Here is a 26073-nt window from a genome sequence, read left to right on the forward strand (position 1 = left end):
TATGACGTTCAACTTCTCTTCCGCCGACGAGGTGATCGCCGCCGTCGGCACAAAGCTCGGCCCGACCGACTGGATGACCATCGAACAGGACCGGATCGACATGTTCGCCGAGGCCACCGGCGATCATCAGTGGCTGCACGTCGATCCGGAGCGCGCCGCCAAGGGCCCCTTCGGGCGCACCATCGCGCATGGCTTTTTGACGCTGTCACTGGTCAACATGGTGCTGCCCGATCTCTTTATGCCGTCGAACATCGACTGGGGCGTGAACTACGGCGTCGACCGGGTGCGTTTTCCCGCGCCGGTGCCGGTGGGGTCGCGCATCCGGGTGGTGGGCGAGATCCTCGGTGCCGAGGATCTGGGCAACCGCACCGTGCAGACACGGGTGCGCCTGACCGTCGAGATCGAGGGCAGCGACCGCCCCGGCTGCGTCGCCGACACGCTGCAACGTTACGCCTTCCTGCCCGGTTGAGACCGCGCGGCCCGCGTTAGTCCCAACAGACGATGAGCCCCGGCGGCGGCTGTCCGAAGATGGGCCCGACACCAATAGAATGTGAGTGAACAAATGGACAAGAGGACCGATCTTCCCGATGCGATCGCCAGCCTGCAAGATGGCATGACGATCGGCATCGGCGGCTGGGGACCACGGCGCAAGCCGATGGCGCTGATCCGCGAAATCCTGCGCTCCGACCTGAAGGATCTGCACCTGGTCTGCTACGGCGGGCCGGAGGTCGGCATGCTCTGTGCCGCGGGCAAGGTGTCGAAGCTGACCTACGGCTTCGTCTCGCTCGACAAGATCCCTCTAGAACCCTGGTATCGCAAGGCGCGCGAGAACGGCACCGTCTCGGTCAACGAGTTGGACGAAGGGCTGCTGCTGCTGGGCCTGCGGGCCGCCGCTGAACGGGTGCCCTTCGCGCCGACGCGCGTCGGCCTCGGCAGCTCAGTGCCCGAAATCAACTCCTACATGAAGACCGTCGCATCACCCTATGACCCCAATGACATCCTGCTGGCGATGCCTGCCATCCCGCTCGACGTGTCGCTGATCCACGTGGCGCGGGCCGACAGGATGGGTAACACCCGCTCCGAAGGGCCCGATCCCTTCTTCGACGACCTTTTTGCCGGGGCCGCAGAGCGGGTGATCGTCAGCGCCGAGGAGGTGGTCGACCGGCTCGACCAGAGCGATGCCGAGGATGCCAAGAAGAGCCTGTTCCACCGCGGGCTGGTCGACAAGGTCGTTGCGGCGCCGTTGGGTGCGCATCCCACCACCTCGCATGGCCACTACGGCTGGGACATGGAGCACCTCAAGCTTTACGGTGCCACCGCCGGCGATACCGCGGCCTGGGCCGAATACAATGACCGCTACGTCGCGGGCGGTGAGGCGGCCTATGTCAATGCGCTCGGCGGGGCCGAGGCGATCCTTAAACTTCCCATCCCAGTGTTTTGAGCGAGGGTAACCCCATGACCCGAGAACCAGATTTTACCTTGTCCGAACTGATGATCACCGCCGCAGCCGAGGCGTTCCGCGGCGATGGCGAGATCCTCGTCACCGGCATCGGCCCCCTGCCCCGCGTTGCGACTGGCCTGGCCAAGCTCACTTTCGAGCCGGGGCTGATGATGACCGACGGCGAGGCCTTCCTGACTGAGGACCCGGTGCCCCTGGGCGCCAAACCCGAGGATGTGCCGGGGTTTTCCGGCTGGATGCCTTATCACCGGGTGTTCAGCACGCTTTGGTCCGGGCGCCGTCACGCCATGGTGACGCCGGTGCAGATCGACCGCTGGGCGCAGGGCAATATTTCCTGCCTCGGTGACTTCGCCAGGCCCAAGGTGCAGATGCTGGGCGTGCGTGGCTTTCCGGGCAATTCGATTAGCCACAAGAACTCGATGCTGATCCCCTCCCATTCCAAGCGGGTATTCGTCGAGGGCGAGGTGGATGTGGTCAGCTCGCTGGGCTTTTCCGATGCCCGCTGGCCCGAGGGCATGCGCCGCCCCGAAATCGAGATCGGCCGTATTGTGACCGACCTCTGCGTGATGGACTTCAACGGCCCCGACCACGCGGCACAGGTCATCTCGCTGCATCCCGGGGTCACCTTGGAACAGGTGCAAGGGGCCACGGGCTTCCCGCTACTGCGGGCCGCGGACATGGGCGAAACCCCGGCGCCCGCCGCGGCAGACTTGGAGATCATCCGCCGGCTGGATCCGCTCGACATGCGCGCCCGCGCCGTCAAGGGCAATCCTCCGGGCGTGCGTCAGGCCGCATGAGCCCGGACACGGACGCCGACAAGGGCACCGCTCTCGTCATCGGCGGCAGCGGTGGCATCGGCGCGGTGATCTGCGATGTCCTGGCCGGCCACGGCTGGGGCATTGCGCTGACCTATCACTCGAATGCCGCGCGCGCCGAACAAGCCGCCGACGCAGTGCGGCACCGTGGCCGGCGAGCCCTTGCCTGCGCTTTGAACCTCGAAAGCCCCGAGGCCGCGCCGGCCCTGATCGCCCGGGTCGAGGCCGAGTTCGGCCGGCTCGACACGCTGGTCTATGCCGCTGGCCCGCTGGTCGAACTGGTGCACCTCAGCCGCACCGACCCGGCACAGATGGAACGGCATCTGATGCAGGACACGTTGGGTTTCTTCCGCGTGGTGCATGCGGCCCTCCCTGCGCTGCGCAGGACGCAGGGTTCGGTCGTAGCCTGCCACAGCGCCGCGCAATACCGTTACGCGCCGGCGGACGGGCTGTCGATCGTGCCGAAAGCCGGGGTTTCGGCCATCGTGGCCGGCATCGCCAAGGAAGAGGGGCGTTTCGGCATTCGTGCCAATGGCGTCGGCATCGGTCTGATCGAGGCCGGGCAGATGGAGGCGCTGACCGCCTCCGGGAACATCGACGCCACCTATCTGGAGGCCGCTGCGCGGGCCACGCCGCTGCGGCGCGCCGGCAAGCCCGAGGACATCGCCGAGGCGGTGGCCTTCTTCGCCGATCCCGCGCGCGCCGGGTTTGTCACCGGACAGAACATCTCGGTCGACGGCGGCTACTCGGTTTGAGCCTGCAAATGTAAACAGGGGCGTCACCGCGCCCCCGTCCCGTTTTCGCTCGGGCGGGAGGCGTCACGCCGCCTCTTTCCCCGATCCGCCGCCCAGCATTGCCACGCTGCCCAGCACCAGCCGCACCAGTTCGGTCTGCCGGTTGATGCCGCATTTCGAAAAGATCGAACGCAGGTGCGCCCGTGCGGTGTTGCGGCTGATCGCCAGCTCGTCCGAGGCCTCGTCCAGCGTGTGTCCCATCGACAGGATGCCGGTCAGAACGGCCTCGGCCGGCGTCAGATCGAACAGCCGGCGCAGCATGTCGACCTGCGGCTCGCGGTTGGCTTCGCCGTCGCGGATGGTGATGGCGCAGGCGATATTGCCGTTGCGCGGCGTCGGCGTGACCGGCTGGATGACGAGGCCGACCGTCGCCTCGGAATTGCGGCGATGGATTTGCAGCACCTCTGCCGGATCCTCCTGCCCGGCCTCGGCGGCGGCGCGGATCGCGGCCTGAAGGCTGCGGTCCTTGGTGCCGCAGGTCGCCTGCACCGTCCCGGCCCGCAGGCGCAGCCCGTCGCCGCGCGCGATCATCGTCTCGGCGGCGCCGGTCATGGCGACGATGCGGCGCTCGGCGTCGAGGAACACGGTGCCGATGGCGAGCCGCCCGAGCAGGGCGGAGCCATGGCTGCGTTCGACCTCGGCACTGCCCAGGCGGGTCGAGAGCGAGACCGCGCGGTCGAGGTGCATCAGCAGACCGGTCATGGCGTCGGGCTTGGCCCCCGCCCAGGTGCGCGCGTAGAGCGACAATGCCAGCCGCTGCCCCGCGTCATTCACCGGGCCGTTGAGCCGGCGGACGCGCTGGAGCCCGTCGTCGCAAAGGCCGAAGCGCGCCAGCGCGGTCTCGCAGCCGCGCTCGATCCGGTCGAGACGGACGCCCTCGGCGCCGGAGACCCCGGCGATCAGCCGCAGCGCGGCCTCGAGATCGTTCTGATCGACCACCGAGGCGTAGATCGTGTCGATCAGCGCCGACTGCGATTCGCTCTGAGACCCTGCCGAATCCAACATCACCAAATCCTCCCATCGCCTGTTTTGCTGACGCTTTTTCGACACTCTGTCGGTTTTTGCGTCATCTCATCCAAACTTTGACACTGAGTCGACGACGAGTCAATCTTTTTGACAGTCCGTCGAATAACGCGTCAAAACGTCAGGGAAATTGACGCTTTTGGCGACTGGTAGTCCTCTCAGACGATGCTGCGCGGTGTCGGACGCGGTTGTCTCGGAGCCAGGATTCAGGCTCCTAGGAAAGGGACACCGCATGAGCGCAGTCATCGTCTCGACGGCGAGAACCCCGATCGGCAAGGCGTTTCGCGGCGCTTTTAACGACACCGAGGCGCCGGCCATGTCGGGCCACACAGTGCGCGAGGCCCTGCACCGCGCCGGTGTCGATCCCGCGCGGGTCGGCGATGTGGTGATGGGATGCTCGGCCCAGCAGGGCACGCAGGGCTACAACATCGGCCGGCTGAGCGCGATCGCCGCCGGCTGCCCCGACAGCGTACCGGGCATGACGGTCGACCGGATGTGTTCGTCGGGCCTGATGGCGATTGCCATGGCCCATCGCGAAATCGAACACGACGGGCTCGAGGTCGCCATCGCGGGCGGGGTGGAATCGATCTCGCTGGTGCAGAACAGGCACAAGAACAGCCACCGCAACGTCTCTACCGCGGTGATCAGGAAATCGCCGCATATGTACATGCCGATGATCGAAACCGCCGAAATCGTGGCCGAGCGCTACGGCATATCGCGCGAGGCGCAGGATGCCTTTGCCGCCGAGAGCCAGCGCCGCACCGTAGCCGCGCAGGAGGCCGGACGGTTCGCCGCCGAACTGGCGCCGATGACCTCGGTGAAGAAGGTCAAGTCCGACAGCGGAGAACTGGTCCCGCAGGAGGTCACGCTGACCGCCGACGAGGGGATGCGCGCCGGAACCACGGCCGAGAAACTCGCCGGGCTGGAGCCGGTCTACAAGGGCGGCACCGTCATCGAACAGGGCCGCTGCATCACCGCCGGCAACAGCTCGCAGCTGTCCGATGGCGCGGCGGCGCTGGTGCTGACCTCGGACAAGCTGGCCGAGGCCGAGGGGCTGACCCCGCTGGGCGCGTTCCGCGGCATGGCGGTGGCCGGCTGCGCGCCCGAGGAGATGGGCATCGGCCCGGTGCTCGCGGTGCCGAAACTGCTGGCGCATCACGGGCTGAGCGTCGACGACATCGATCTGTGGGAGCTGAACGAGGCCTTCGCCAGCCAGGCGCTTCATTGCCGCGACAGGCTGGGCATCGACCCGTCCAGGCTCAACGTCAACGGCGGCGCCATCGCGGTCGGCCATCCCTTCGGCATGACAGGCGCACGGCTGGCCGGACACATCCTGCACGAAGGGCGCCGGCGCGACGCGAAGCTGGGCGTCGTCACCATGTGCATCGGCGGCGGCATGGGGGCCGCCGGCCTTTTCGAGATCTTCTGAAGCGATGTGATGAAAGCGCAAGCGCCCCCTCCGCTCTTTTGCTCCGCCTACACCGTGGCGGGGGCGCCCCCGGGCGCGGCGCCGCGCTTCGATTTCGCGGCGCGGGTCGCGGCGGTTGCGGATGCCGGGATGAACGGGCTGACCGTGCATGATGCCGATCCGGCGCTGGCGCCCGCGCGCGTCGGCGCGGCGCGGGAGGCCTTGGCCTCCAGCGGGCTGGTGGTTCCGGCGGTGGATTTCGTCTCCGACTGGCACCTCGCCGGCCGCGACACCATGGCCGAGGCCCTGCGCGTCGCCGAAGCCATGGATGCGCCGCTGATCCATATGGGCGCCGATCTTGCGGCCGACATGCCGCCCCTCTCCGACCTGATCGGCCCCTTCCGCAGCGTGTGCTGCCGCGCCGCCGATGCCGGCCGCAGGGTCGCACTCGAACCGCTTGCCTGGGGGCGGGTTTGCTCGGTCGAGGTGGCCTGCGAGTTAATCGATCGCGCCGGGCCGGGCTGTGCCGGCCTCGTCCTCGACCTCTGGCACCTTTGTATCAACGGCACGCCCGCCCGCAAATCGCTCGGATCGCTGGACCTCTCTCTTGTGAGCACAGTGCAAATCAGTGATGCTGCCGTGATGACCAATCCCTCGCCAGACGCATTGAAAGAAGCTACCCGTGAGCGGGCATTCCCTGGCGACGGAACACTGGATTGCGCCGGTTTCCTTGCCGCGCTCTGGCCGGCGCTCGACAGGTCGGGCGTCACCGTCGAGGTCCTCTCGCCCGCAGCGCAGCGGCACCCGATTGACCAGACCGCCGAACGCGCCGCGACAAGCGCGCGGCAGGTGATTGCAACCGCCGCGAAACTGCGCGCCCAAGACCGGTCGGGAGACAGAAACCATGGCTGACACATCGGTGACCACAGATCAGGGCCGGTCAGAACCGGATACCCGCAAGGACACCAACCTGCGCCGCGAACTAGTGCGGGAGGAGCTGCTCGACAACGCCGCACTGATGTTTGACGAACATGGTTTCGACCGGGTGTCGATGGCGATGATTGCCCGTCAGGTGGGGCTGGGGCGGTCGGCGATCTACCATTACTTCGCGTCCAAGGACGATATCCTCGCCACGCTGGTCGAAGCCGAGGCGATGGCGCCGGTCGGCCGCATCCGCGAGATCGCCGGCGACGACAGTCGCAGCACCGCTGACCGGCTGATGCAGGTTGTGCGCGACGGGGTAGTACGGCGGCTGTCTTCGGGGTCGCGCTTCGTGCGGCTGGCGCGTCTCGAGGCGCAGATCCCCGATCACATGCGCAAGGACTACGACAAGTCGCGCCGTGCCATTTACGACGAGCATGTCACCCTCATCGAAAAGGGCATCGCGCGGGGAGAGTTCCGCCCCACCAATTCCCATGTCGCCGCCTTCGGCATCATCGGCATGGCCAACTGGACCTCGCGCTGGTTCCGCGCCGATGGCAGCCTGAGCGCCCAGGAAGTCGCCGACATTATCGCCGATCTGGCTTTGGCCAGCCTGCGGGTGCCGGAAAGCACGGACGAGCGGCTGGGCCAGCTTCAGGCGCGGCTGAACGAGGTCGCGGGCGAGCTGAGCAGCCTCGCGGATTCGATCGGGCCGGCGCCAACCGCCAAGGGTTAGTCCGTCAGGACGATGGGCCGCACCGGCTTCTGCGGCACCATATGAGACAGACGGATGCGCTTGGCATCCCGGGCGACTTGCGCCCGAGCCGCATTGCATCATTGGGAGGATACATGCTGGGCGACCTATTCAACAACTTCGACATGATCATGACGATCTTGCTTCGAGGCGCCGCCGTGGGATCGCTCTTCGCGATCATCGCGATGAGCTTCAACGTGGTGCACAATGCCACCGGCATCCTGAACTTCGCGCAGGGCGCGATCTTCATGCTGGGGGCCTTCGGCGCCTATCTCTTTGCCAACCGGGTCGGCTTTTCGATCTGGATCCCGATGCTGGTGGTTGTCAGCCTCGGCATCGGGCTGTTTACCGCCGCGCAGGGCTGGCTGACGCTGAAGCCGCTGCGATCGTCGGTGGAGCAGAACAGCTGGATCATCTCGACGATGTCGGTCTCGGTGATCATCGCAGCGATCCTGACGCTGAACTTCGGCGTCTTTGGCAACATGGTGCGCGGCCCCGTGCCGCGAGTCGAGCTGTTTGGCGTGCGCACCCCCGGCGCCTTCCTGTTGGCGATCACCGCGATGTTCGCTTGGTATTTCGCCCTGCGCTGGTTCCTGAAGCGCACTTTTCACGGCCTCGCCATCAGCGCGCTGAGCCAGGATTTCGACGCCGCCCGCGCCGCGGGGTTGAACGTGAGGCACCTGCAATTGCTGGCCTTCGGCATCTCTGGCGTGATCGCCGGGTCGGTAGGCTTCATGGTGGCGCCGATGATCTCGGTCAGCCCGGACGCGGGGCTTCGCTACGTGCTGAATGGCTTCGTCGCCGCGGTGGTCGGTGGCATCGGCAATAACACCGGCACGCTGATCGGCGGGCCGCTGGTGGGAATCGTCGCGGCCTTCACCGCCTTCTACATCGGCGGTGCCTATCAGGATCTGGCCTCGCTGATGCTACTGGTGATGATACTCATGTTCCTGCCCCAGGGCCTTTTCGGACGCGCCGCGGCGCGCAGGGTGTAACCGATGACCGCAAGCAACACACTCGTCGCCACCCAGCCGCGCGCCGCCAAGGCCCGCAGCTTCGACAGCGACCGCCAACAGCTCTGGATCGCCGTCGTCCTTTTGCTGATCACCGGGGTCGTCCCGTCGTTCTTGGGCGGTTCCTACTGGCAGCATTCGTTCCAGCTGATGAACATCTACATCGCGGTGACGATCCTTCAGAACTTCCTGTTCGTCGACGCCGGGCAGAAATCCTTCGGACAGGGCGTGCTTCTGGGCCTCGGCGCCTACGGGCTGGCGATTGCCTCGGGCATCCACGGGTTGCACATCGGGCTGGGCATGCTGATCGGCATCGGCGCCGCCACGTTGGGCGGGTTGGTCTTCGCCCTGCCGGCGCTCAGGGTACAGGGCTTTCACCTCGGCTTCGTGACGCTCTCGGCCGCGGTGGTCTTTCCGCAACTGCTGCTGCAACTCGACGACCTGACGCAGGGCCTCAACGGCATTTCGATGCCGCCGCACGGGCTGACCGATCCGCTGGTCCTTGGCATCGACGGGCTGACCATGCTGACCACCGCCATGCCGATTGCTTCGCTGGCCTTTCACTACGTCATGCGCAATTCGCGGCTGGGTCGGCGCATGCGCACCGCAGCTGAAAGCCCCGAGGCGGCGCGGTCGCTGGGTATCAGCCCGGGCAAGATGAGCTCGCTGGCCTTTCTTCTTGCGGCCATCGGCACCGGAATTTGCGGGCTGCTCTTCGTCCCGGCGGTGAGCTTCGTGACGCCGCAGAGTTTTCTGATGGATGTCTCCTTCGTGTTCTTCTTTGCTGTGGTTGTCGGCGGGCGTGGACAACTGCTGGGGCCAATCGTGGGCATCTGGGCGGTGTTCACCATCCCTAACATCCTGCTGGTCGACCTGGCCGAGTACAAACCGCTGATCTACGGCTTCATCACGCTGGCGGTGGTGATCCTTTTTCCCGACGGCATTGTCGGCACCATCGAGGGCGTCCGCAGCAAGCGCCGGCAATCGGGCGGTGGCGAACGGGCCTTCCACCTAACATCCCTGACCCGCTGGCTGTCGAACCTGCGCGATCACGAGGTGTCCGCCGATGCCCCGCCGATCATCTCGCTCAAGGGTGCGACCAAGCGCTTCGGCTCGGTGGTGGCTGTCGATCACGTCGATTTCGACCTGCGTCCGGGCGAGATCCACGGGCTGGTGGGCGCCAATGGTTCGGGCAAGACCTCACTGCTCAACATCCTCAACGGGTTCAGCCGGATGAACGAGGGCAGCTATCGATTCGCCGGGCGCGACGTGGCGAGGGCCTCCGCCCCGGTGATTGCGCGCCTGGGCCTTGGCCGCACCTTCCAGACGCCGCGGATTTTCCCATCCTTCTCGGTCTGGAACAACGTCCGCGTCGGTCTCGATGCCCGCGACAGCGCCCTGCCGGACGAGTTGGCGCACATCCTCGACGAGATGCGCCTTGACCATGAGAACGCCAAACCTGCCCTGCTCTCGCATGGCCAACGGAGGTTGCTGGAAGTGGTGCGCGTGGCGCTGAAGGACAGCCGCGTCGTGCTGTTTGACGAACCGGCTGCGGGGCTTTCGCAGGAGGAGCGCGAAGAATTCTCGCAGCTCATCTACCTACTCAGCCGCAAGCTGGGCACCGCGGTGGTTCTGGTCGAGCATGACCTCGACCTGGTCTGGTCCATCGCCGACCACATCACCGTGCTGGAGACCGGGGCGTTGATCGCTCAGGGCACGCCGAAAGACCTGGCCGGCGATCCGGCGGTGCAACATCTCTTCGTGGGGGGCGAACATGCCAATGCTTGAAGTAAGAAACCTCACCGCCGGCTATGGCGACATTCCGGTGGTGCGCGACGTCTCGCTGTCAGTCGATGAAGGCGAGATCCTGCTGATCGGCGGTGAGAACGGTGCCGGCAAGTCGACGCTTTTGCGCGCGATCAGCGGCTTCAACGCGCCTGCCTCGGGCAGCGTGACGCTGTCGGACCGCAACATCACCGGCCTGCCGCCAGAGATATCCGCACGCGAAGGGCTGCGGCTGGTGCTCGACAATCACCGGGTCTTTCCCGAGCTGACGGTGCATGACAACCTGCGTCTCGGACAGGCCTCGGGCCGTGCCGATCCCGACGCGCTGGCCCGCGCGCTGGAGGAGATCCACGCGGTCTTTCCGATCCTTAAAGAAAAGCGCGGCCAGCGCGCCCGCGACCTCTCGGGCGGGCAGCAGCAGATTCTGGCGCTGGGGCAGGCGTTTGTAGCCCGGCCCAAGGTGTTGCTCTGTGACGAGCCTTCCATGGGCGTGGCGCAGATGCTGCTGCCGCCGATCCTCGCCTTCCTACGCAAATGGGCCGAGTCGGGCACCGCGGTGATCATCGTCGAGCAGCACCTCAAGGTGACCCAGCCCTACACTGATCGGGCCCTGATCATCAGCCGCGGCGAGGTGGCGCTGGAGTGCCGGTCGAGCGATCTGAACAGTCGCCTAGAAGCCTGGCGGCGCGAGCGCATGGCCGAACATGCCTGACACCGCCCTGCCCGTCTGGGCCGGTGGCATCAGCTGGCGGGGCACGGTGGCGCCCGCCGACACCGACGAGAACGGCCATATGAACGTGGGCGCCTACGACCGGATGCTCGATGCCACCGACACGGCCTTCTTCCTCGACCTGGGCTGGACCCCGGACTATCCGCGCCTTGACCTGCGCGGGTTCTTCCGCGTCGAAAAACACCTGCGCTATCTCTCGGAGCTGTTCGAGGGCACGCCGCTTCTGGGCACCGCCCGAATCCTGCGCACCGACCTGAAGAAGTTCCACCTCTGTTTTCAGCTCTGGAACGCGGACACCGGCATCCGCTCGGCGATGATGGAAACCATGGTGTTGCACATGGACCTCGAGGCACGCCGCGCCGCCGCCATGACGCCCGGCACCTTTGCCCGGCGTGTCACCGCGCAGGCCGAGGCCGACAGCCGCACGCCGGCGCCGCCCGATCTGGGCCACGCCATCCGCTTCGATCCGGCCTGACCGCATCACGTTAGTCTCAACAGACGATGAGCCGGCGGCCCGCCTGCGGCTAGGCTCCAGCACAGAGTAGCAGAGGATCGCCCCGCCATGAGTCCCGACCGACCCACCCCGCCGGAGTACGAAACCGACACCCCGGTCACCTACAGCACCGAGAACCAGGTCGCCTGGCTAATGATGAACCGCGCCCGGTTCAACAACGCGCAGAACTCGCAGATGACCTATGCGCTTGACGACGCCTTCCAGCGCGCGGTCAATGACCCGGAGGTGAAAGCCATCGTGCTGGGCGGCGAGGGCAAGCATTTCTCGGCCGGCCACGACATCGGCACCCCAGGCCGCGACGTCGATAGCGCTTTCCCCCGGCGCCTGCTGTGGGAAGATCACACTACCAAGCCCGGCGCGGAATACCTCTACACCCGTGAACACGAGCAATACCTCGGCATGTGTCGCCGGTGGCGCGATTGCCCCAAGCCCACCATCGCCATGGTGCAGGGTGCCTGCGTCGCCGGTGGGCTGATGCTGGCATGGGTCTGCGATCTGATCGTCGCCTCAGACGATGCCTTCTTTCAGGATCCAGTGATCCGCATGGGCATTCCCGGCGTCGAGTATTTCGCCCATGCCTTCGAGCTGCCGCCGCGGATCGCCAAGGAATTCCTGCTCTTGGGCGAACGCATGCCCGCCGCCCGCGCCGCGCATTTCGGCATGGTCAACAAGGTGGTGCCGCGCGACGATCTGCAAAGCGCCGTGCAGGGCTGGGCCGAGACGCTGGCCGAGCGGCCGTCGCTGGGATCCTGGCTGACCAAGCAGGCGGTCAACCACATCGAGGATTTGCGCGGCAAGCGCACCGGCATGGACGCGGCGTATCACATGCATCATTTCGCCCATGCGCAGAACGAACTGGTCTCGGGCGACCGGCTGTCGGGGCTTGACGCCGCCGGCATGGCGCGCGCCAACAAGGCCGCCGAACAGGACAAGGGCTGAGCGCATGGACCTGAGCTATACCGAAGACCAGCGCGCCTTTCGCGCCGAGGTGCGCGACTGGATGCAGACCAACGTGCCGCGCAAGCCTCTGCCCAGCTTCGATGCCTCGCGCGCGGGGTTCGAGGCACATCGGGCGTGGGAAGCGCAGCTGAACGAAGGCCGCTGGTCGATGGTGACATGGCCCGAGGATTACGGCGGGCGCGGGCTCGACCTGATCCGCTGGCTGATCTTCGAAGAGGAATACTACGGCGCCGGCGCCCCGCTGCGGGTCAACCAGAACGGCATCTTCCTGCTCGGCCCGACATTGATGGAGTTCGGCACCGAGGCGCAGAAGGCGCGGTTCCTGCCCCGGATGGCCACCGGCGAGGACATCTGGGCGCAGGCCTGGTCCGAGCCGCAGGCAGGCTCGGACCTTGCGGCGGTGCGGGCGAAGGCGCGGCGCGACGGGGATGGCTACGTGCTCTCGGGCCACAAGATATGGTCGTCGCGCGCGGTCTATGCCGACTGGGCCTTCGGCCTGTTCCGCACTGACCCCAAAAGCGAGCGCCACCACGGGCTGAGCCTGATCCTGTTCCCCCTCGACGCCCCCGGGGTGACGCGGCAGCCGATCCACCAGATCAACGGCGAGCACGGGTTTGCCGAGATTTTCCTCGACGAAGTGCGGGTTCCCGCGGAGAACATCCTTGGCGCCGAGGGCGAGGGCTGGAAAATCTGCATGGCCACCGCCGGTTTTGAACGCGGGCTGATGCTGCGCAGCCCGGCGCGCTACCAAGTGGCGGCGCGCGCGCTGGTGCAACTGGCGGAAAGCCGCGGCGACGCGCTCGACCCGGTGCTGCGCGCCCGCGTGGCCGAGGCCACGATGGGCGCCGAGGCTTACGGGCTGTCGATCTATGTCACCGCCTCGCGGCTGATGGCCGGCGGCAAGATCGGCGCCGAGGCCTCGACCAACAAGATCTTCTGGTCCGAACTGGACATCGCGCTGCACGAAACCGCGCTCGACATCCTTGGGCCGAGCGCCGAACTTCACCCCTGCGCGCCGGCCGCGCCCGATGCCGGCAACTGGCTCGATGGCTACCTGTTTTCGCTGGCCGGGCCGATCTATGCCGGCACCAACGAGATTCAGCGCAACATCATCGCCGAGCGCATGCTCGGCCTGCCAAGAAAGTGAGCGCCATGAAATTCGTGATCACCGAAGAACAGCAGATGATGACCGACATGGTGCAGGACTTCCTGTCGGAGAACTGCACGCCGGCGCAACTGCGCGCGCTGGCCGACAAGAGCGAAAGCCACGACCCGGCCCGCTGGTCTGCGCTCTGCGACCTGGGCCTGCCCGGCGCGATGCTGGGCGAGGCGGCGGGCGGCCTGGGCCTTTCCGCGCAGGACGTCATCGGGCTGGTGCGCGCCAGCGGCGCCGCGCTGCTGCCCGAACCCCTGGCCGAGACGATGGGCATCGCCCTGCCCGCACTGGAGGCCCTTGGCGCGCCCGCCAGCATCCCCGATATCCTGTCGGGCGCACGGCGCATCGCCGTGGCCCATCCGCTGGCCCCGCTGGTCGAGGGCGCCGACAGCGCCGACGCTATCCTCATGTTCACCGACTGCGCGGTTCGCCTGATCCCCTCTGCCGGCGCCGAACTGACGCCGCAGCCGGGCATCGACCCGCTGCGCCGTCTCTTCACCGTCGCCGGAACCGAAGGCGAGACGCTGGCCGAGGGCGACGCCGCCACGGCCGCCACCGGGCGCGCGGGCGAGACCGGCGCGCTCTTTGCCGCCGCGCAGCTCCTCGGCATCGCGCAGAAGGCCATCGACATCTCGGTTGCCTATGCTTGCGAACGCCAGCAGTTCGGCAAGCCCATCGGCACATACCAGGCGCTGAAGCACCACCTCGCCAGCGCGCAGGTCGCGGTGGAATTCGCCCGCCCGGTGCTGCTGGCCGCCGCCGCCACGGCCGCCCACCCCGCGGACCGCGCCGCCCGCGCCCGCGTCAGCCACGCCAAGTTCGCCTGTGGCCGCGCCGCCGATCAGGCCTGCCGCACCGCGATCCAAGTGCACGGCGGCATGGGCTACAGCCAGGAAGCGGACGTGCATCTCTACCTTAAGCGCGCGCTCGCGCTGCGCCAGAGCTGGGGCAGCGAAACCTTCCACCGCAACCGCTATGCCGACCGCCTGGGCGCTCTGCCGCTCGGGCCGGGCACGCTCTTCGACCTGGAGACCACCTGAAATGACCCAAGCCTTTATCGTCGACGCCATCCGCACCCCCATCGGGCGCAAGAAGGGGTCATTGGCCGACATGCATTCCGCCGATCTGGGCGCGGTTCCGCTCAAGGTGTTATTGGAGCGCACCGATGTCGATCCCGGCGCCGTCGACGACGTGATCTATGGTTGCTGCGACACCATCGGGAGCCAAGCGGGCGACATCGCGCGCACCTGCTGGCTGGCCGCCGGGCTGCCGCTGCATGTGCCCGGTGTCACCATCGACCGACAATGCGGATCATCGCAACAGGCGGTGCATTTCGCGGCGCAGGCGGTGATGAGCGGCACGCAGGACATGGTGATCGCCGGCGGCGTGCAGAACATGAACGCCATCCCGATTTCCGCCGCGATGCTGGCCGGGCAGGCCTATGGTTTCGCCGATCCCTTCCGCGGCTCCGAGGGCTGGGACAACCGCTTCGGTCAGCAAGAGTTGAGCCAGTTCCGCTCGGCCGAGATGATCGCGGAGAAGTGGGATTGCACCCGCGAAGAGATGGAGCGTTTCGCCTTGGCCAGCCACGACCGCGCGCTTACGGCGATCGACGACGGGCGCATGGCCGCGGAAATCACCCCAGCGGGCGGTCTGACCATTGATGAGACGCCCCGTCGCGGCACTACACTTGAGAAGATGGCCGAGCTTCAGCCGATCTCGGAAGGCGGGCGCATCACCGCCGCCGTCGCCAGCCAGACCTGCGACGGCGCGGCGGCGATACTTCTGGCCTCCGAAGCGGCGGTCAAGGCGCACGGGCTGAAACCCCGCGCGCGCATCCACCACATGAGCGTGCGCGCCGATGATCCGGTCTGGATGCTGACCGCGCCGATCCCCGCCACCCGGCATGCGCTGGACAAGGCCGGACTCGGCGTCGATGACATCGACCTCTTCGAATGCAACGAGGCCTTCGCCTCGATCCCCATGGCCTGGATGAAGGAACTCGGCATTCCACACGAGAAGGTGAACGTGAACGGCGGCGGCATCTCGCTTGGCCACCCCATCGGCGCCACCGGGGCGCGGCTGATGACGACGCTGCTCTACGAGTTGGAGCGGCGCGGCGGGCGCTACGGGCTTCAGACCATGTGCGAGGGCGGCGGTCAGGCCAACGTGACGATCATCGAGCGGCTTTGACATGCCGGTCTATGCATTCGAGGGCTGCGTTCCGGTGCTGCACCCCACGGCCTTTCTGCATCCCACGGCGGTGCTGATCGGTGACGTGCAGGTGGGCGCGCGCTGCTACATCGGCGCGGGCGCGGCTTTGCGCGGCGATTTCGGACGGATCACGGTGGCGGACCACGTCAGCGTGCAGGACAGTTGCACCTTGCACAGCGCCGCGGGGTCCGACTGCGTCGTCGCCGAGGGCACCACCATAAGTCACGGCGCAGTACTCCACGGCTGCCGGATCGGCACCGACACGCTGGTGGGGATCAATGCGGTGGTGCTCGACGAGGCAGATATCGGCGCGGAATGCCTGATCGGCGCGATGACGCTGGTACGGTCCGAGATGGTGGTGCCGGCCCGGCACTTCGTCGCGGGCAACCCGGCGCGGATCATCCGAGAACTGGCGGCAGACCGGATCGGCTGGGCGCAGAGCCGCGACGGCGAATACCCCCGCCTTGCCGACCGCTGCCGCGCCGGGCTGGTCGAATGCGCGGCACTGAGCGCACCCGAGGACAACCGCCCACGCAACACGGGCAACGCACAGGCCGTGCGGCTGAAGGAAAAGGAGTAGAACATGAGACTTTGCGAGGACCGCGTGGTCATCGTCACCGGCGCTGGCCGAGGGCTGGGCCGCGCCTATGCATTGGAACTGGCCCGCCAGGGGGCGGCGGTGGTGGTCAATGACCTAGGCGTCAGCAACCACGGCGAGGACACCGGCGAGCGCCCTGCCGAAGTCGTGGTACGCGAGATCGAAGCCGCCGGCGGGCGGGCGCTGGCGAACTTCTGCGACGTCGCCGACTGGGACGCCACCGGCGAGATGGTGCGCCAGACCATCGAGACCTTCGGCGGGCTGCACGCTGTGGTCAACAACGCCGGTTTCGTGCGCGACCGGATGTTCGTCTCGGCCACGCCGGACGAATGGGACGCGATCATGCGCGTGCACCTGCGCGGCCACTTCTGCACTGCGCGTCACGCGGTGGAGCATTGGCGCGGCGAGGCCAAGGCCGGCCGGTCGGTCGACGCGCGGATCATCAACACCACCTCGGGCGCCGGGCTGCACGGCTCCATCGGCCAGACCGCCTATGCGACAGCGAAGGGCGGCATTGCCGCAATGACCCTGGTGCAAGCGGCGGAACTGGCGCGCTACGGCATCACCGCCAATGCGCTGGCGCCCAACGCACGTACCCGAATGACCGAAGACGCCTTCGGCGACGCGATGAACCGTAAGGACGGCGATTTCGACATCTACGCGCCCGAAAACACGGCGCCGCTGGTGGCCTGGCTCTGTTCGGCGGCGTCCGAGGGTGTGACCGGCGAGGTCTTCGAACTGCTGGGTGGTAATCTGAGGCTCTGCCTCGGCTGGTCGGATGGGCCGTCAGAGGATGCGAAATCGCGCTGGGATGCGGACAAGATCGGCGCCGCTGTGGCACGCCTGAAGGCCGACCGCCCGGCGGCGAAGCCGGTTTGGGGCAGCGCCTGAGCGAAATGTGGCGGACCGGGCGCCGCCAGGGCCGCCCGGCCGCGGCTCATCCCTGGGCGTGACGCTCGACCAGATCGAGAAACAGGGGCCGCTCGCCACCGCCGTGCACCTCGAGCGCCGCGCCCGACACATATGCCGCCATATCGGACGAAAGGTAGAGCGTGGCCGCGGCAATGTCGTCTGGCGCGCCCAGCCGCCCGGCCGGCAGAGACGCCGCGATGGCATCCCGCGCGGCGACACCGCCATAAGGCAGCGCATCGCCGCCACTGTCGACCAGCCCCACCACGATTGCATTGACCCGGATCCTCGGCCCCCATTCGGCCGCGAGGCTGCGGGTCAGCCCCAGAAGCCCGGCCTTGGCGGCCCCATAGACGGCAGTGCCGGGCGAGGGCCGGGTGGCCGAGACCGAAGCGATGTTGACGATCGACCCGCCGCCCTCGTTGCGCATCATCCAGCGATGCACCGCCTGCGACATGTGAATCGGCGCCATGAGGTTGAGCGCCATGATCTTCTCGTGAAACCGCGGTGAGACCGTCGCCGCCTCGGCCGCCGGCGCACCGCCAGCGTTGTTCACCAGAATGTCGATCCGCCCCAGCGCCGCGCCGACCGCGTCGACGAAGCCGGCCACCGCCTCGGCGTCGCGCACGTCGCAGGGCCAGAACCGCGCCCGCCGTCCCTCCGCCTCGGGCAGTTCCTCCGGCGCGTTGCGCCCGCAGATCGCCACCTCGGCGCCCTGCGCCAGTAGCATCCGCGCGATCCCGGCGCCGATCCCGCGGCTGCCGCCGGTCACGATGGCGACGCGGCCCTCAAGCTGGATTCCGGCGCTCGACAACGGTGATGTCATTCCTCACCCCTTTTGCTTATCGTCCTTCAGCCAACATTTTAACCGCTCCGCGTGCTCCGGCGTCGTCCTGTCGGACGATGAGCGAAGCCGCGAACTCGGGCAAGTCCTGTCCTGCGTCGCCCGGCGCCACGGATCAGATCAGGGAGAGCCGGATGCTCGAAACCGCGAAATGGACCTTCACCACCCTGCCCGCCTGCTGTGCGCGGGCCGCGGATGTCTATGGCAATGCGCCCTTCATCGAAGATGACGGCCAGGTGGTGTCGTTTCGCGCCTTCGACGATGAACGCCGCCGCTTTGCCAAGGCGCTGATCGCCTCAGGGATCGAAGCCGGCGACCGGATCATGATCCTCGCTCCGAACTCGGCCGAATGGCTGATCGCCGCGATGGGCGCGGCCAGCGCCGGGGCGATAATGATCCCGGTCTCCACCAGGTTCCGCAGCGCCGAGATCGAAGACCTTGCGCTGCGCGGCGGCGCAAGGCTGATCTTGTCGGTGGGCCGCTTCCTCGACCGGCATTTCCCCGACATGCTGACCGAGGCCACCCGCGCCCAGCTTTCCGAGGTGGTAGTGCTCGACCATGCCGGCGGTGATACCGGCTGGGCCGATTTCATGGCCCGGGCCGAGAAGGTCTCCGACGACGCACTCGCCGCGCGCGAGGCGGCGCTGACGCCCGAGACCACTTGCGACATCCTCTTCACCTCGGGCACCACCGGGCGCTCCAAGGGCGTGATGTATGCCCACCGGCAGTTCCTCAAGGTGGTGGCCGCCTGGACCGACCGCGTCGGCATCCGGCGCGGCGACCGTGTGCTGGTGATCCCGCCGTTCTTCCATGCCTTCGGCTACCGCGGCGGCGCCATCGGCGCGCTGATCACCGGCGCCACCGTGCTGCCGCACAAGGCCTATGACCCGGCGGAGGTGCTGGCCCGCGTGGAACGCGACCGGGTCAGTGTCATCCCAGGCCCGCCGGCGATCTTCCAGGGCATGCTCAACCAGCCGGGCTTCGACCGAGTCGACCGTTCGTCGCTGCGCCTCGGCATCACCGGCGGCGCGGTGATCCCCTCGGTACTGGTTGAGCGGATGAAGACCGATCTGGGCTGCGAAGGCGTCTGCAACGGCTACGGGCTGACCGAATGCGGCGGCTACGGCACCATGTGCCACACCACCGACCCAATCGAGACCGTCGCCGGGACCGCCGGCACCCCGATGCCCGAGGTCGAAATGATGATCCGCGGCGAGGATGGCCGGCCGGTGCCACAGGGCGAAACCGGCGAGATCGCCATCCGCGGCTATATCGTGATGCAGGGCTATTACGACGATCCCGAGGCCACGGCCCGCACCATCACGCCCGAAGGCTGGCTGCTCACCGGCGACGTGGGCCGCTTCGATGCGGCAGGCAACCTCGTGGTCGAGGACCGGCTCAAGGACATGTACATCACCGGCGGTTTTAACTGCTACCCGGCCGAGATCGAGCGTATGCTCTCTGCCCACCCCGCGGTGGGCCAGGCGGCGGTGATCGGCGTGCCGGATGCGCGGCTGGGCGAGGTCGGCAAAGCCTTCGTGGTGTTGCGCCCCGGCGCGCAGGTCACCGAGGCCGAGCTGATCGCCTGGTCGCGCGAACAGATGGCCAACTACAAGGTGCCGCGCGTCGTGGAGATCCGCTCGGCCTTGCCGGTGAGCGCCCAGGGCAAGGTGCTGAAACGCGAACTGGCGGCCGAGACCGCCTGACCCGCCGTCAGGCGCGGGTCGGCTCCGCCTCCGGCCCGATCCGGAAGCGGTCGACATCGCCCGCCGCGCCATAGGCCTGCCAGCCGCCGTCCACCGGCAGCACTGTGCCGGTGATGTAGGAGGCCCAGTCCGACAAGAGGAAAGCCGCGGCCCGGGCCATCTCGTCCGGCAGGGCCAGTCGCTGCAGCGGCGTGCGCCGGGCGATCTGGCCGAAGTCGAGCGTCTTGCGGTCGATCAGTTCCTGTACCATCGGTGTGCGTGTATAGGCTGGAGCGATGGCATTGACCCGCACCCCCGCAGGCCCCCATTCGCAAGCCAAAGCCTTAGTCAGGTGGTCGACGCCGGCCTTGCTGACGCCATAGGCTGAGCGACCGGGAAACCCCGTCGCCGCCACGATCGACGAGACGTTCACGACCGCGCCCTGCCCCGCCGCCAGCATGGCCGGCGCTGCGGCGCGACACATCAGGAAGGTGCCGCGCAGGTTGACATCGAGAACGTGCTGCCAGCCGTCGGGGTCGCTGTCGCGCACTATGTGGAATTGGTCGGCAATGCCCGCGGCATTGACCAGCAGCCGGGGCTCTCCGATCTTTTGCTCGCATTCCGCAACCATCCGCGCCGCATCCGCCGCGTCGCTGACGTCGCCTTCGGTGATCATCTCGGCGCCGGTCTCGGTCAGGGCGGTCGCCATTGACTCCGCGTTGCGATCGGCCAGGGCCACCCGGGCACCGAGCGCTGCGAGCCGCGTGGCAATGGCCGCGCCGATGCCGCTGGCGCCGCCGGTCACCATGGCGACCTGACCGTCGAACCGAAGGTCCATGCCGCTCATCTGTCTGGGTCCTTTCCGTCATCCTCCGCGACCTTGAAATGCGCATCGGGGGTCCAGTCCTCCGCGGGCCGGCGGTGCAGATGCCAATAGAAATCCGCGACCCTTTCGGGGCCATATGGCGTGTCTTGCGCCATCGTGCCGTGTATCGCCACGGTCGAGACCTGAACGCCCGAGGGCGCAAGTTCGAGCGCCAGCGAATGACCCAGGCTTCGCAGCGCCGCCTTTCCGAGCGACACCGCGCCCCATTCGATCCACGGCCCGAAAGACAGCACGCCGCCGGTCAGTAGGATCGTGCCGCGCCCGCGCTGGATCATTGCCGGCGCGACCTGTCGCGCCGCCGTGAGCGCCCCGGCCACATTGGCGCGGAAGCTGTCGGTCAGCGCCTCGGCGTCCATCGGTGCACCGCGCGCGCGCCAGCCGGACGCATCGCCATATTGCGCGGTCTCGATCCCCGAGAGCGTCACGAAGCGCGAGGGCTCGACGATGGCGGCGTTGTAGATCATGAGCTCCGGCGCGCCCTGCGCTGCCTCCAGCCGATCCAGCGCCGCGGTCAGCGCAACGGGATCTGCTGCATCGGCGACCTCGCTGCGGGTGTCCAGACCCTCTTCGGCCAGCGTCCTTTGATAGCCGGCCACCGCCTCTACCCGCCGCGCCACGAAGCCAGTCGCCAGCCCAGCCCGGGCGCAGCGCCGCACCAGCGATACGCCCAATCCCGGACCCGCGCCGACGATCACCGCCGCGCTCATTCGCCCGGTGTCACGTCGGCCGCACCAGTGGCGGCCGCTTCGCGCATACGGTCAGCGCGGCGGCCCAGCCAGCTCTCGAGCGTTCCCACCACGCCCTGCCGCAGGAACAGAACGCAGAGCACGAAGGCCGCGCCCTGCACCACGATCACCCAGGCGCCGAATTCGGCGAACTCGCGTTGCAGCGTCACCACGATGGCCGCCCCGACCACGGGACCGAGGATCGTGCCGACACCGCCGATCAGCGTCATCAAGAGCGCATCGGCCGAGGTCATGAAATGCAGGTCCGCGAGCGAGGCGATCTGGAACACAATGGCCTTCATCCCGCCCGCGACCCCGGCGAGCATGGCCGAGAGCGTGAAGGCGATCAGCTTGAACCGCTCGGTCGAATAACCCAGCGAGACGGCGCGCTGGTCGTTGTCGCGGATCGCTTTCAGCACCTGGCCGAAGGGTGAACGCAGCAGCCGGTAGATGAAGGCGAATCCCAGCAGGAAGACGGCGAGTACGAAGAAATACATGGTCATCGTGTCGTTCAGGTCGAACACGCCGAAAAGCACCCCGCGCGGCACCGATTGTATGCCGTCTTCGCCGTGCGTCCAGCCGGCCTGCACCGCGTAGAACACCACGATCTGCGCCAGCGCCAGCGTGATCATCGCGAAATAGAGCCCCTGGCGCCGGATTGCCAGCCAACCGAACAGCGCGCCGATGGCGGTGGCCAGCAGGGTGCCGCCGAGAATCGCCAGCTCCGGCGGCCAGCCCCAGACCGAAGCGATATGCGCCGCGCCATAGGCCGAGGCCCCGAAGAAAGCAGCATGGCCGAAGGCCAGCAGCCCGACATAGCCGAAAACCAGGTTGTAGGCGCAGGCGAAGAGCGCGAAGCAGAGGATCTTCATCGCGAAGACCGGGTAGACCACATAGGGCAGGATCACCCCGATCACCGCCAGCACCGGGATCCAGATGCGCCCGTTCTCAAGGATGCTCTCGCGCCGGGCGATGGTGATGTCCGCCCCGGAATGGGCGCTGGTTTCCTTGCCGAAAAGCCCCTGCGGCCGCAGGATCAAAACCAGCGCCATGCAGATGAAGATGATCGTCGACGACGCCTCTGGCCAGAACACCTTGGTCAGCCCCTCGATGATGCCCAGCCCGATGCCCGCCACGATGGCGCCGGCGATCGAGCCCATGCCGCCTATCACCACGACGGCGAAGATGGTGATGATGATCGATTGTCCCATCTGCGGGCTGACCTGGTAGATCGGCGCCGCCATCACCCCGGTCAGCCCCGCCAGTCCGACACCGAAGGCATAGGTCAGCATCAGCATCCGTGGCACGTTGATCCCGAAGGCACGCACCAGGTCGGGGTTCTCGGTCGCGGCGCGCAGATAGGCGCCCAATCGCGTGCGCTCGATCACCGCCCAGGTGCCGATGCAGACCGCCAGCGCCGCGAAGATCACCCAGACCCGGTAGATCGGCAATAACATGAACCCGAGGTTCACCCCGCCCCTCAGCGCCTCGGGCACTCCGTATTGCTGCCCCGCCGCGCCGAACTTGACGTTGAATAGCCCCTCGATGACGAAGGCCAGCCCGACGGTCAGCAACAGCCCGTAGGCATGTTCGAGGTCATAGACCCGGCGGATAAACAACTGCTCGGTGATCGCCCCCACCACGGCCACCGCCGGTGGCACGAGGATCAGCGCCCACCAATAGCCGAGTTCGGGCAGCCCGAGGCCGGGAAACAGCTGCGGCAGGCTGGCCAGGAACCACGCACCGAAGGCTCCGAGCATGTATTGCGCGCCATGGACGAAGTTGCCGATCCTTAGCATGCCGAAGATGATCGCCACGCCCATGCTCATCATCGCGTAGAACAGCCCGTTGATCAGCCCGATCAGGACTTGACCATAAAGAAGCGCCGGCGGAAATCCCAGAAGTTCGGTCATGTCATGCCTTCAGATAGTGTTCGACGCGGCTGCCATCGGCGGCCAGCTCGGCGCGGTCCATGCAATCGATCACGCGACCATGTTCCACCACGTAGTGACGGTCGGCAAGGCGCGCGGCGAAGCGGTAGTTCTGTTCCACCAGCACCACCGTCAGCCCGCGCGCCTTGATGGTGCGGATCACCTCGGCGATCTGCTGCACGATCACCGGGGCCAGCCCCTCGGTCGGCTCGTCCAGCAGCAGGATGTCGGCGCCGGTCCGGAGGATTCGTGCGATCGCCAGCATCTGCTGCTCACCCCCCGAGAGCTTGCCGCCGGAGCTGCGCCAGCGTTCCGCCAGGTTCGGGAAAAGCGCCAGAAGCTCTTCCTCGGTCAGGCCGCTCTTGGCGACCACCGGCGGCAGGCGCAGGTTCTCGGCCACGGTGAGGCTGGTAAAGATGCCGCGCTCTTCCGGGCACCAAGCGAGGCCCTGCGCACCGATGTATTCCGGCTTGCGGCCGAGGATGTCCGCGCCGCGCAGCCGGATCTGGCCCGTCGCGCGCCGCATCAGCCCCATCATCGCGCGCAGGGTGGTCGATTTGCCAGCACCGTTGCGACCCAGAAGCGAAACGACCTCGCCCCGGCGCACCGTGAAGTCCATGCCGTGCAGCGCCTGGCCCTCGCCATACCACGCCCGGAGGTCCGAGACCTCGAGAACCGCCTGATCAGTCAATCTCGCCTCCGATATAGGCTTCGATCACTTCCTGATTGCCGGAGATCTGGGCGTAATCGCCCTCGGCCAGCACCTGGCCCCGCGCCAGCACGGTGATCCGGTCGGCCAGCCGCGCCACCACCGACAGGTTGTGCTCGACCATCAGGATCGTGCGCCGCTCGGCCTCTGCCGCGATCAGGTCCGAGATTCGCGCCACATCCTCCTGCCCCAGCCCGGCCATCGGCTCGTCGAGCAGCATCACCTCCGGGTCCAGCGCCAGCGTCGTAGCGAACTCCAGCGCCCGCTTGCGGCCATAGGGCAGCCCGGCCGCCGGCCGGTCGCGCCACTCGGTCAAGCCCACCGCCGCGAGCAGCGCGTCGATCCGCTCGTTCAGCCCGTCAAGCGCCGCCTCGCCGCGCCAGAAGGCATAAGACAGCCCGGTCGGACGTTGCAGCGCGATGCGGAGGTTGTCGGCCACGGTCATCCGCCCGAAGATCGCCGAGATCTGAAACGAGCGCACCATCCCCCGCCGTGCCACCTGCGCCGACTTGCTGCCAGTGATGTCGCGGCCGTTGAAACGAATGCTGCCCTCGCTTGGCGCGAGGAACTTGGACACAAGGTTAAAAACCGTGGTCTTGCCCGCGCCATTGGGCCCGATCAGCGCATGCACCGAATGGCGCGCGACGCTCAGGTCGACGCCCTCGACCGCCGTGAAGCCGCCGAAGCGGCGCGTCAGCCCGCGGGTCTCGATGATTGCGTCGGTCATCTCAGGTTCCTTCGACCAGCACGCCATGACCTGTCGCGGCGCGCCGCCTGAGCGGGACAAGCGCTTGATAGGCCGGCGAGAAATAGAACTCCCGCGCCGCCTCGGCGCTCGGGAAGGCGACCACCGACAGGCTGTCTGGATGCCACTCGCCCTCCAGCGGCTCGATCCGGTCGCCGCTCAGCACGAATGTCCCGCCGGCCGCCGTCATCACCGGCCGCGCGACGCGGCGATACTCCTGCCACGCCGCGCGGTCGGTGATGCGAAGGTCGAAGACGAGATATCCAGCCATGGTCCATCAGCCGCCGCTGGTGACCAAAGGACAATTCGAGGCGCTGAGGGGCTGGAACGCCTGTTCGGCCGGCACCGTCGCCTCGAGCTCGAAATACTCCTGCGTGTCGCCGATGGCCTCGGGGCTGCGCACTTCGAGCAGGTACATGTCATGCACCAGCCGGCCGTTCGGGTAAAGCGTGCCGTTCTTGACGAACATGTCGTCCAGCTCCGCCTCCTGCATCGCCGCGATCACTGCTTCGGGGTCATCGGTCCCGGCCTCCTGCACGGCGTTGAGATAGGCGGTCGCGGCGGAATAGTTGCCCGCGGCCACCCAGCCCGGGGCATTGCCGGTGATCTCCATCATCCGCTCGCCGAAATCGCGCGAGGCTTCGTTCTGGGTCCAGAACCATGGCGCGGCGAACTGCACACCTTCCAGCGCCTCGGCCCCGATGGAACGCGCGTCGGACTGGTGCAGGAAGGTCACCGCGACTTCCATGCCGCTGTCGATCAGACCGAATTCCTGGATCTGCTTGAGCGCGTTTATCAGCTCTGAGCCGTTCAGGTTGACCTGGATCACCTCGGCCCCTGAGGCCTGGGCCTGCAGGATGAAGGACGAGAAGTCCGTGGTGCCCAGTGGCGCTGCCACCTTGCCCGCGATCTCGCCGCCGCCCTTGGCCACGGCGGTTTCGACCCAGAAGGTCATCACCTTGCCGGCCTCGTAATCGGGTGACAGGATGAAGAATTTCTTCAGTCCCTTGTCGAGTTGCGCGTTCACCGCCGTACCGACGGTCGAATAGGCGTCATAGGCCCAAGCCAGTACGCGGCCGTTGCAATCGGCCTCGGTCGGGCGGTCGGTCAGCGGCGAGACGAAGAGGCCCATCTTGCCGCTGTCGCCGATCAGCGTGTTCAGCCCCAGCGCGATCGCCGAGTTGGGCACGTCCATGATTACGTCGACGCCCTCGGTATCGAGCCATTCGCGGGCGATCGAGAGTGCCACGTCGGGCTTGTTCTGATGGTCGGCAGCAACGAATTCGATCGGCTGGCCCAGTACCTCGCCGCCGAAATCGCTGATCGCAAGCTTGACGGCCTCGACCGCCTCGGCGCCGCCGAGCGCGGAAAAGGATGTTGATTGATCGTTGAGCACGCCGATCTTGACGCTGTTGTCCGCAGCCTGAGCCGCGCCTGCCGCCAGTGCCATCGTCGCAGCCGTCGCAAGTAGATGTCTCATGTCGTCCTCCCTAAA

Annotated in this window: 27 protein-coding genes; 18 read left to right on the forward strand and 9 right to left on the reverse strand. The window is 67.3% G+C overall.

Translation table 11 applies throughout. The features are described from left to right. The first annotated feature begins 1 nt into the window (after position 1). From VOI27_RS03880 to VOI27_RS03895, 4 genes are all read left to right on the forward strand, one after another. Positions 2-469: a MaoC family dehydratase gene (locus VOI27_RS03880; RefSeq protein WP_323763986.1), complete on the forward strand. Its 468-nt coding sequence runs from the start codon at positions 2-4 to the stop codon at positions 467-469. A 93-nt stretch (positions 470-562) separates the two neighbouring features. Continuing rightward, positions 563-1441, forward strand: coding sequence for a CoA transferase subunit A (locus tag VOI27_RS03885; protein WP_323763987.1), 879 nt, complete (start codon positions 563-565; stop codon positions 1439-1441). Positions 1442-1455: 14 nt separating this feature from the next. Continuing rightward, positions 1456-2256, forward strand: coding sequence for a ketoacid CoA transferase (locus VOI27_RS03890; protein WP_323763988.1), 801 nt, complete (start codon positions 1456-1458; stop codon positions 2254-2256). Next, the gene (locus tag VOI27_RS03895) at positions 2253-3029 is read left to right on the forward strand and encodes an SDR family NAD(P)-dependent oxidoreductase (RefSeq protein WP_323763989.1); all 777 of its coding nucleotides are present in this window, start codon (positions 2253-2255) and stop codon (positions 3027-3029) included. The genes VOI27_RS03890 and VOI27_RS03895 overlap by 4 nt, the downstream gene beginning before the upstream one ends. A gap of 63 nt (positions 3030-3092) precedes the next feature. On the opposite strand, the gene VOI27_RS03900 is transcribed toward VOI27_RS03895, so the two are convergent. Further along, complete coding sequence (locus VOI27_RS03900) at positions 3093-4073, reverse strand: helix-turn-helix transcriptional regulator (protein WP_323763990.1); 981 nt, start codon at positions 4071-4073, stop codon at positions 3093-3095. A 250-nt stretch (positions 4074-4323) separates the two neighbouring features. On the opposite strand from VOI27_RS03900, the gene VOI27_RS03905 reads away from it, so the two are divergent. The 13 genes from VOI27_RS03905 to VOI27_RS03965 all read left to right on the forward strand — a co-directional run bounded on the left by VOI27_RS03905 (position 4324) and on the right by VOI27_RS03965 (position 17035). Next, positions 4324-5520 (forward strand): acetyl-CoA C-acyltransferase, encoded by a 1197-nt coding sequence (locus VOI27_RS03905; RefSeq protein ID WP_323763991.1) that lies wholly within the window; start codon positions 4324-4326, stop codon positions 5518-5520. Between the two features lie 9 nt (positions 5521-5529). Beyond that, positions 5530-6411 (forward strand): sugar phosphate isomerase/epimerase family protein, encoded by an 882-nt coding sequence (locus VOI27_RS03910; protein WP_323763992.1) that lies wholly within the window; start codon positions 5530-5532, stop codon positions 6409-6411. Next, positions 6404-7156 carry a TetR/AcrR family transcriptional regulator gene (locus VOI27_RS03915; RefSeq protein WP_323763993.1) on the forward strand — a complete coding sequence of 251 codons (753 nt, stop codon included), beginning with the start codon at positions 6404-6406 and terminating at the stop codon, positions 7154-7156. The genes VOI27_RS03910 and VOI27_RS03915 overlap by 8 nt, the downstream gene beginning before the upstream one ends. 113 nt (positions 7157-7269) lie before the next feature. Then, a complete protein-coding gene (locus tag VOI27_RS03920; protein ID WP_323763994.1) occupies positions 7270-8169 on the forward strand; it encodes a branched-chain amino acid ABC transporter permease in 900 nt (299 codons plus the stop codon). A gap of 3 nt (positions 8170-8172) precedes the next feature. After that, positions 8173-9975 (forward strand): ABC transporter permease subunit, encoded by a 1803-nt coding sequence (locus VOI27_RS03925; RefSeq protein ID WP_323763995.1) that lies wholly within the window; start codon positions 8173-8175, stop codon positions 9973-9975. Next, entirely contained in the window at positions 9968-10684 is a 717-nt protein-coding gene (locus VOI27_RS03930) for an ABC transporter ATP-binding protein (protein WP_323763996.1), read from the forward strand. The genes VOI27_RS03925 and VOI27_RS03930 overlap by 8 nt, the downstream gene beginning before the upstream one ends. After that, on the forward strand, positions 10677-11177 hold the full coding sequence (locus tag VOI27_RS03935) for an acyl-CoA thioesterase (RefSeq protein ID WP_323763997.1): 501 nt from the start codon (positions 10677-10679) through the stop codon (positions 11175-11177). Before VOI27_RS03930 ends, VOI27_RS03935 begins: the two co-directional genes overlap by 8 nt. Before the next feature lie 87 nt (positions 11178-11264). Further along, positions 11265-12155 (forward strand): enoyl-CoA hydratase, encoded by an 891-nt coding sequence (locus tag VOI27_RS03940; protein ID WP_323763998.1) that lies wholly within the window; start codon positions 11265-11267, stop codon positions 12153-12155. Between the two features lie 4 nt (positions 12156-12159). Beyond that, positions 12160-13323, forward strand: a complete 1164-nt coding sequence (locus VOI27_RS03945; protein WP_323763999.1) for an acyl-CoA dehydrogenase — start codon at positions 12160-12162, stop codon at positions 13321-13323. Positions 13324-13328: 5 nt separating this feature from the next. Continuing rightward, positions 13329-14372: an acyl-CoA dehydrogenase family protein gene (locus VOI27_RS03950; RefSeq protein ID WP_323764000.1), complete on the forward strand. Its 1044-nt coding sequence runs from the start codon at positions 13329-13331 to the stop codon at positions 14370-14372. A 1-nt stretch (position 14373) separates the two neighbouring features. Beyond that, on the forward strand, positions 14374-15525 hold the full coding sequence (locus tag VOI27_RS03955) for an acetyl-CoA C-acetyltransferase (protein WP_323764001.1): 1152 nt from the start codon (positions 14374-14376) through the stop codon (positions 15523-15525). 1 nt (position 15526) lies between these two features. Further along, a complete protein-coding gene (locus tag VOI27_RS03960) occupies positions 15527-16126 on the forward strand; it encodes a phenylacetic acid degradation protein PaaY (RefSeq protein WP_323764002.1) in 600 nt (199 codons plus the stop codon). 3 nt (positions 16127-16129) lie between these two features. Continuing rightward, entirely contained in the window at positions 16130-17035 is a 906-nt protein-coding gene (locus tag VOI27_RS03965; RefSeq protein ID WP_323764003.1) for an SDR family oxidoreductase, read from the forward strand. Between the two features lie 46 nt (positions 17036-17081). Here VOI27_RS03965 and VOI27_RS03970 read toward each other — a convergent pair whose 3' ends face one another. Beyond that, the gene (locus tag VOI27_RS03970; protein WP_323764004.1) at positions 17082-17879 is read right to left on the reverse strand and encodes an SDR family oxidoreductase; all 798 of its coding nucleotides are present in this window, start codon (positions 17877-17879) and stop codon (positions 17082-17084) included. Positions 17880-18031: 152 nt separating this feature from the next. Here VOI27_RS03970 and VOI27_RS03975 point away from each other — a divergent pair, with 152 nt between their 5' ends. After that, positions 18032-19603 carry an AMP-binding protein gene (locus VOI27_RS03975; RefSeq protein WP_323764005.1) on the forward strand — a complete coding sequence of 524 codons (1572 nt, stop codon included), beginning with the start codon at positions 18032-18034 and terminating at the stop codon, positions 19601-19603. Between the two features lie 7 nt (positions 19604-19610). Here VOI27_RS03975 and VOI27_RS03980 read toward each other — a convergent pair whose 3' ends face one another. The 7 genes from VOI27_RS03980 to VOI27_RS04010 are packed head-to-tail and all read right to left on the reverse strand — an operon-like array spanning position 19611 to position 26058. Then, on the reverse strand, positions 19611-20429 hold the full coding sequence (locus VOI27_RS03980; RefSeq protein WP_323764006.1) for a glucose 1-dehydrogenase: 819 nt from the start codon (positions 20427-20429) through the stop codon (positions 19611-19613). Next, positions 20426-21175 (reverse strand): SDR family NAD(P)-dependent oxidoreductase, encoded by a 750-nt coding sequence (locus VOI27_RS03985; protein ID WP_323764007.1) that lies wholly within the window; start codon positions 21173-21175, stop codon positions 20426-20428. Before VOI27_RS03985 ends, VOI27_RS03980 begins: the two co-directional genes overlap by 4 nt. Further along, a complete protein-coding gene (locus VOI27_RS03990; protein WP_323764008.1) occupies positions 21172-23106 on the reverse strand; it encodes an ABC transporter permease in 1935 nt (644 codons plus the stop codon). The genes VOI27_RS03985 and VOI27_RS03990 overlap by 4 nt, the downstream gene beginning before the upstream one ends. A 1-nt stretch (position 23107) precedes the next feature. Then, on the reverse strand, positions 23108-23815 hold the full coding sequence (locus tag VOI27_RS03995; protein WP_416374640.1) for an ABC transporter ATP-binding protein: 708 nt from the start codon (positions 23813-23815) through the stop codon (positions 23108-23110). Continuing rightward, positions 23808-24560, reverse strand: coding sequence for an ABC transporter ATP-binding protein (locus VOI27_RS04000; protein ID WP_323764009.1), 753 nt, complete (start codon positions 24558-24560; stop codon positions 23808-23810). Before VOI27_RS04000 ends, VOI27_RS03995 begins: the two co-directional genes overlap by 8 nt. Position 24561: 1 nt before the next feature. Continuing rightward, positions 24562-24849 (reverse strand): DUF1330 domain-containing protein, encoded by a 288-nt coding sequence (locus tag VOI27_RS04005; RefSeq protein ID WP_323764010.1) that lies wholly within the window; start codon positions 24847-24849, stop codon positions 24562-24564. 6 nt (positions 24850-24855) lie between these two features. After that, the gene (locus VOI27_RS04010) at positions 24856-26058 is read right to left on the reverse strand and encodes an ABC transporter substrate-binding protein (RefSeq protein WP_323764011.1); all 1203 of its coding nucleotides are present in this window, start codon (positions 26056-26058) and stop codon (positions 24856-24858) included. Positions 26059-26073: the final 15 nt, after the last annotated feature.

The sequence above is a fragment of the Marinovum sp. genome (genome assembly GCF_034669705.1).
Taxonomy (GTDB): domain Bacteria; phylum Pseudomonadota; class Alphaproteobacteria; order Rhodobacterales; family Rhodobacteraceae; genus Marinovum.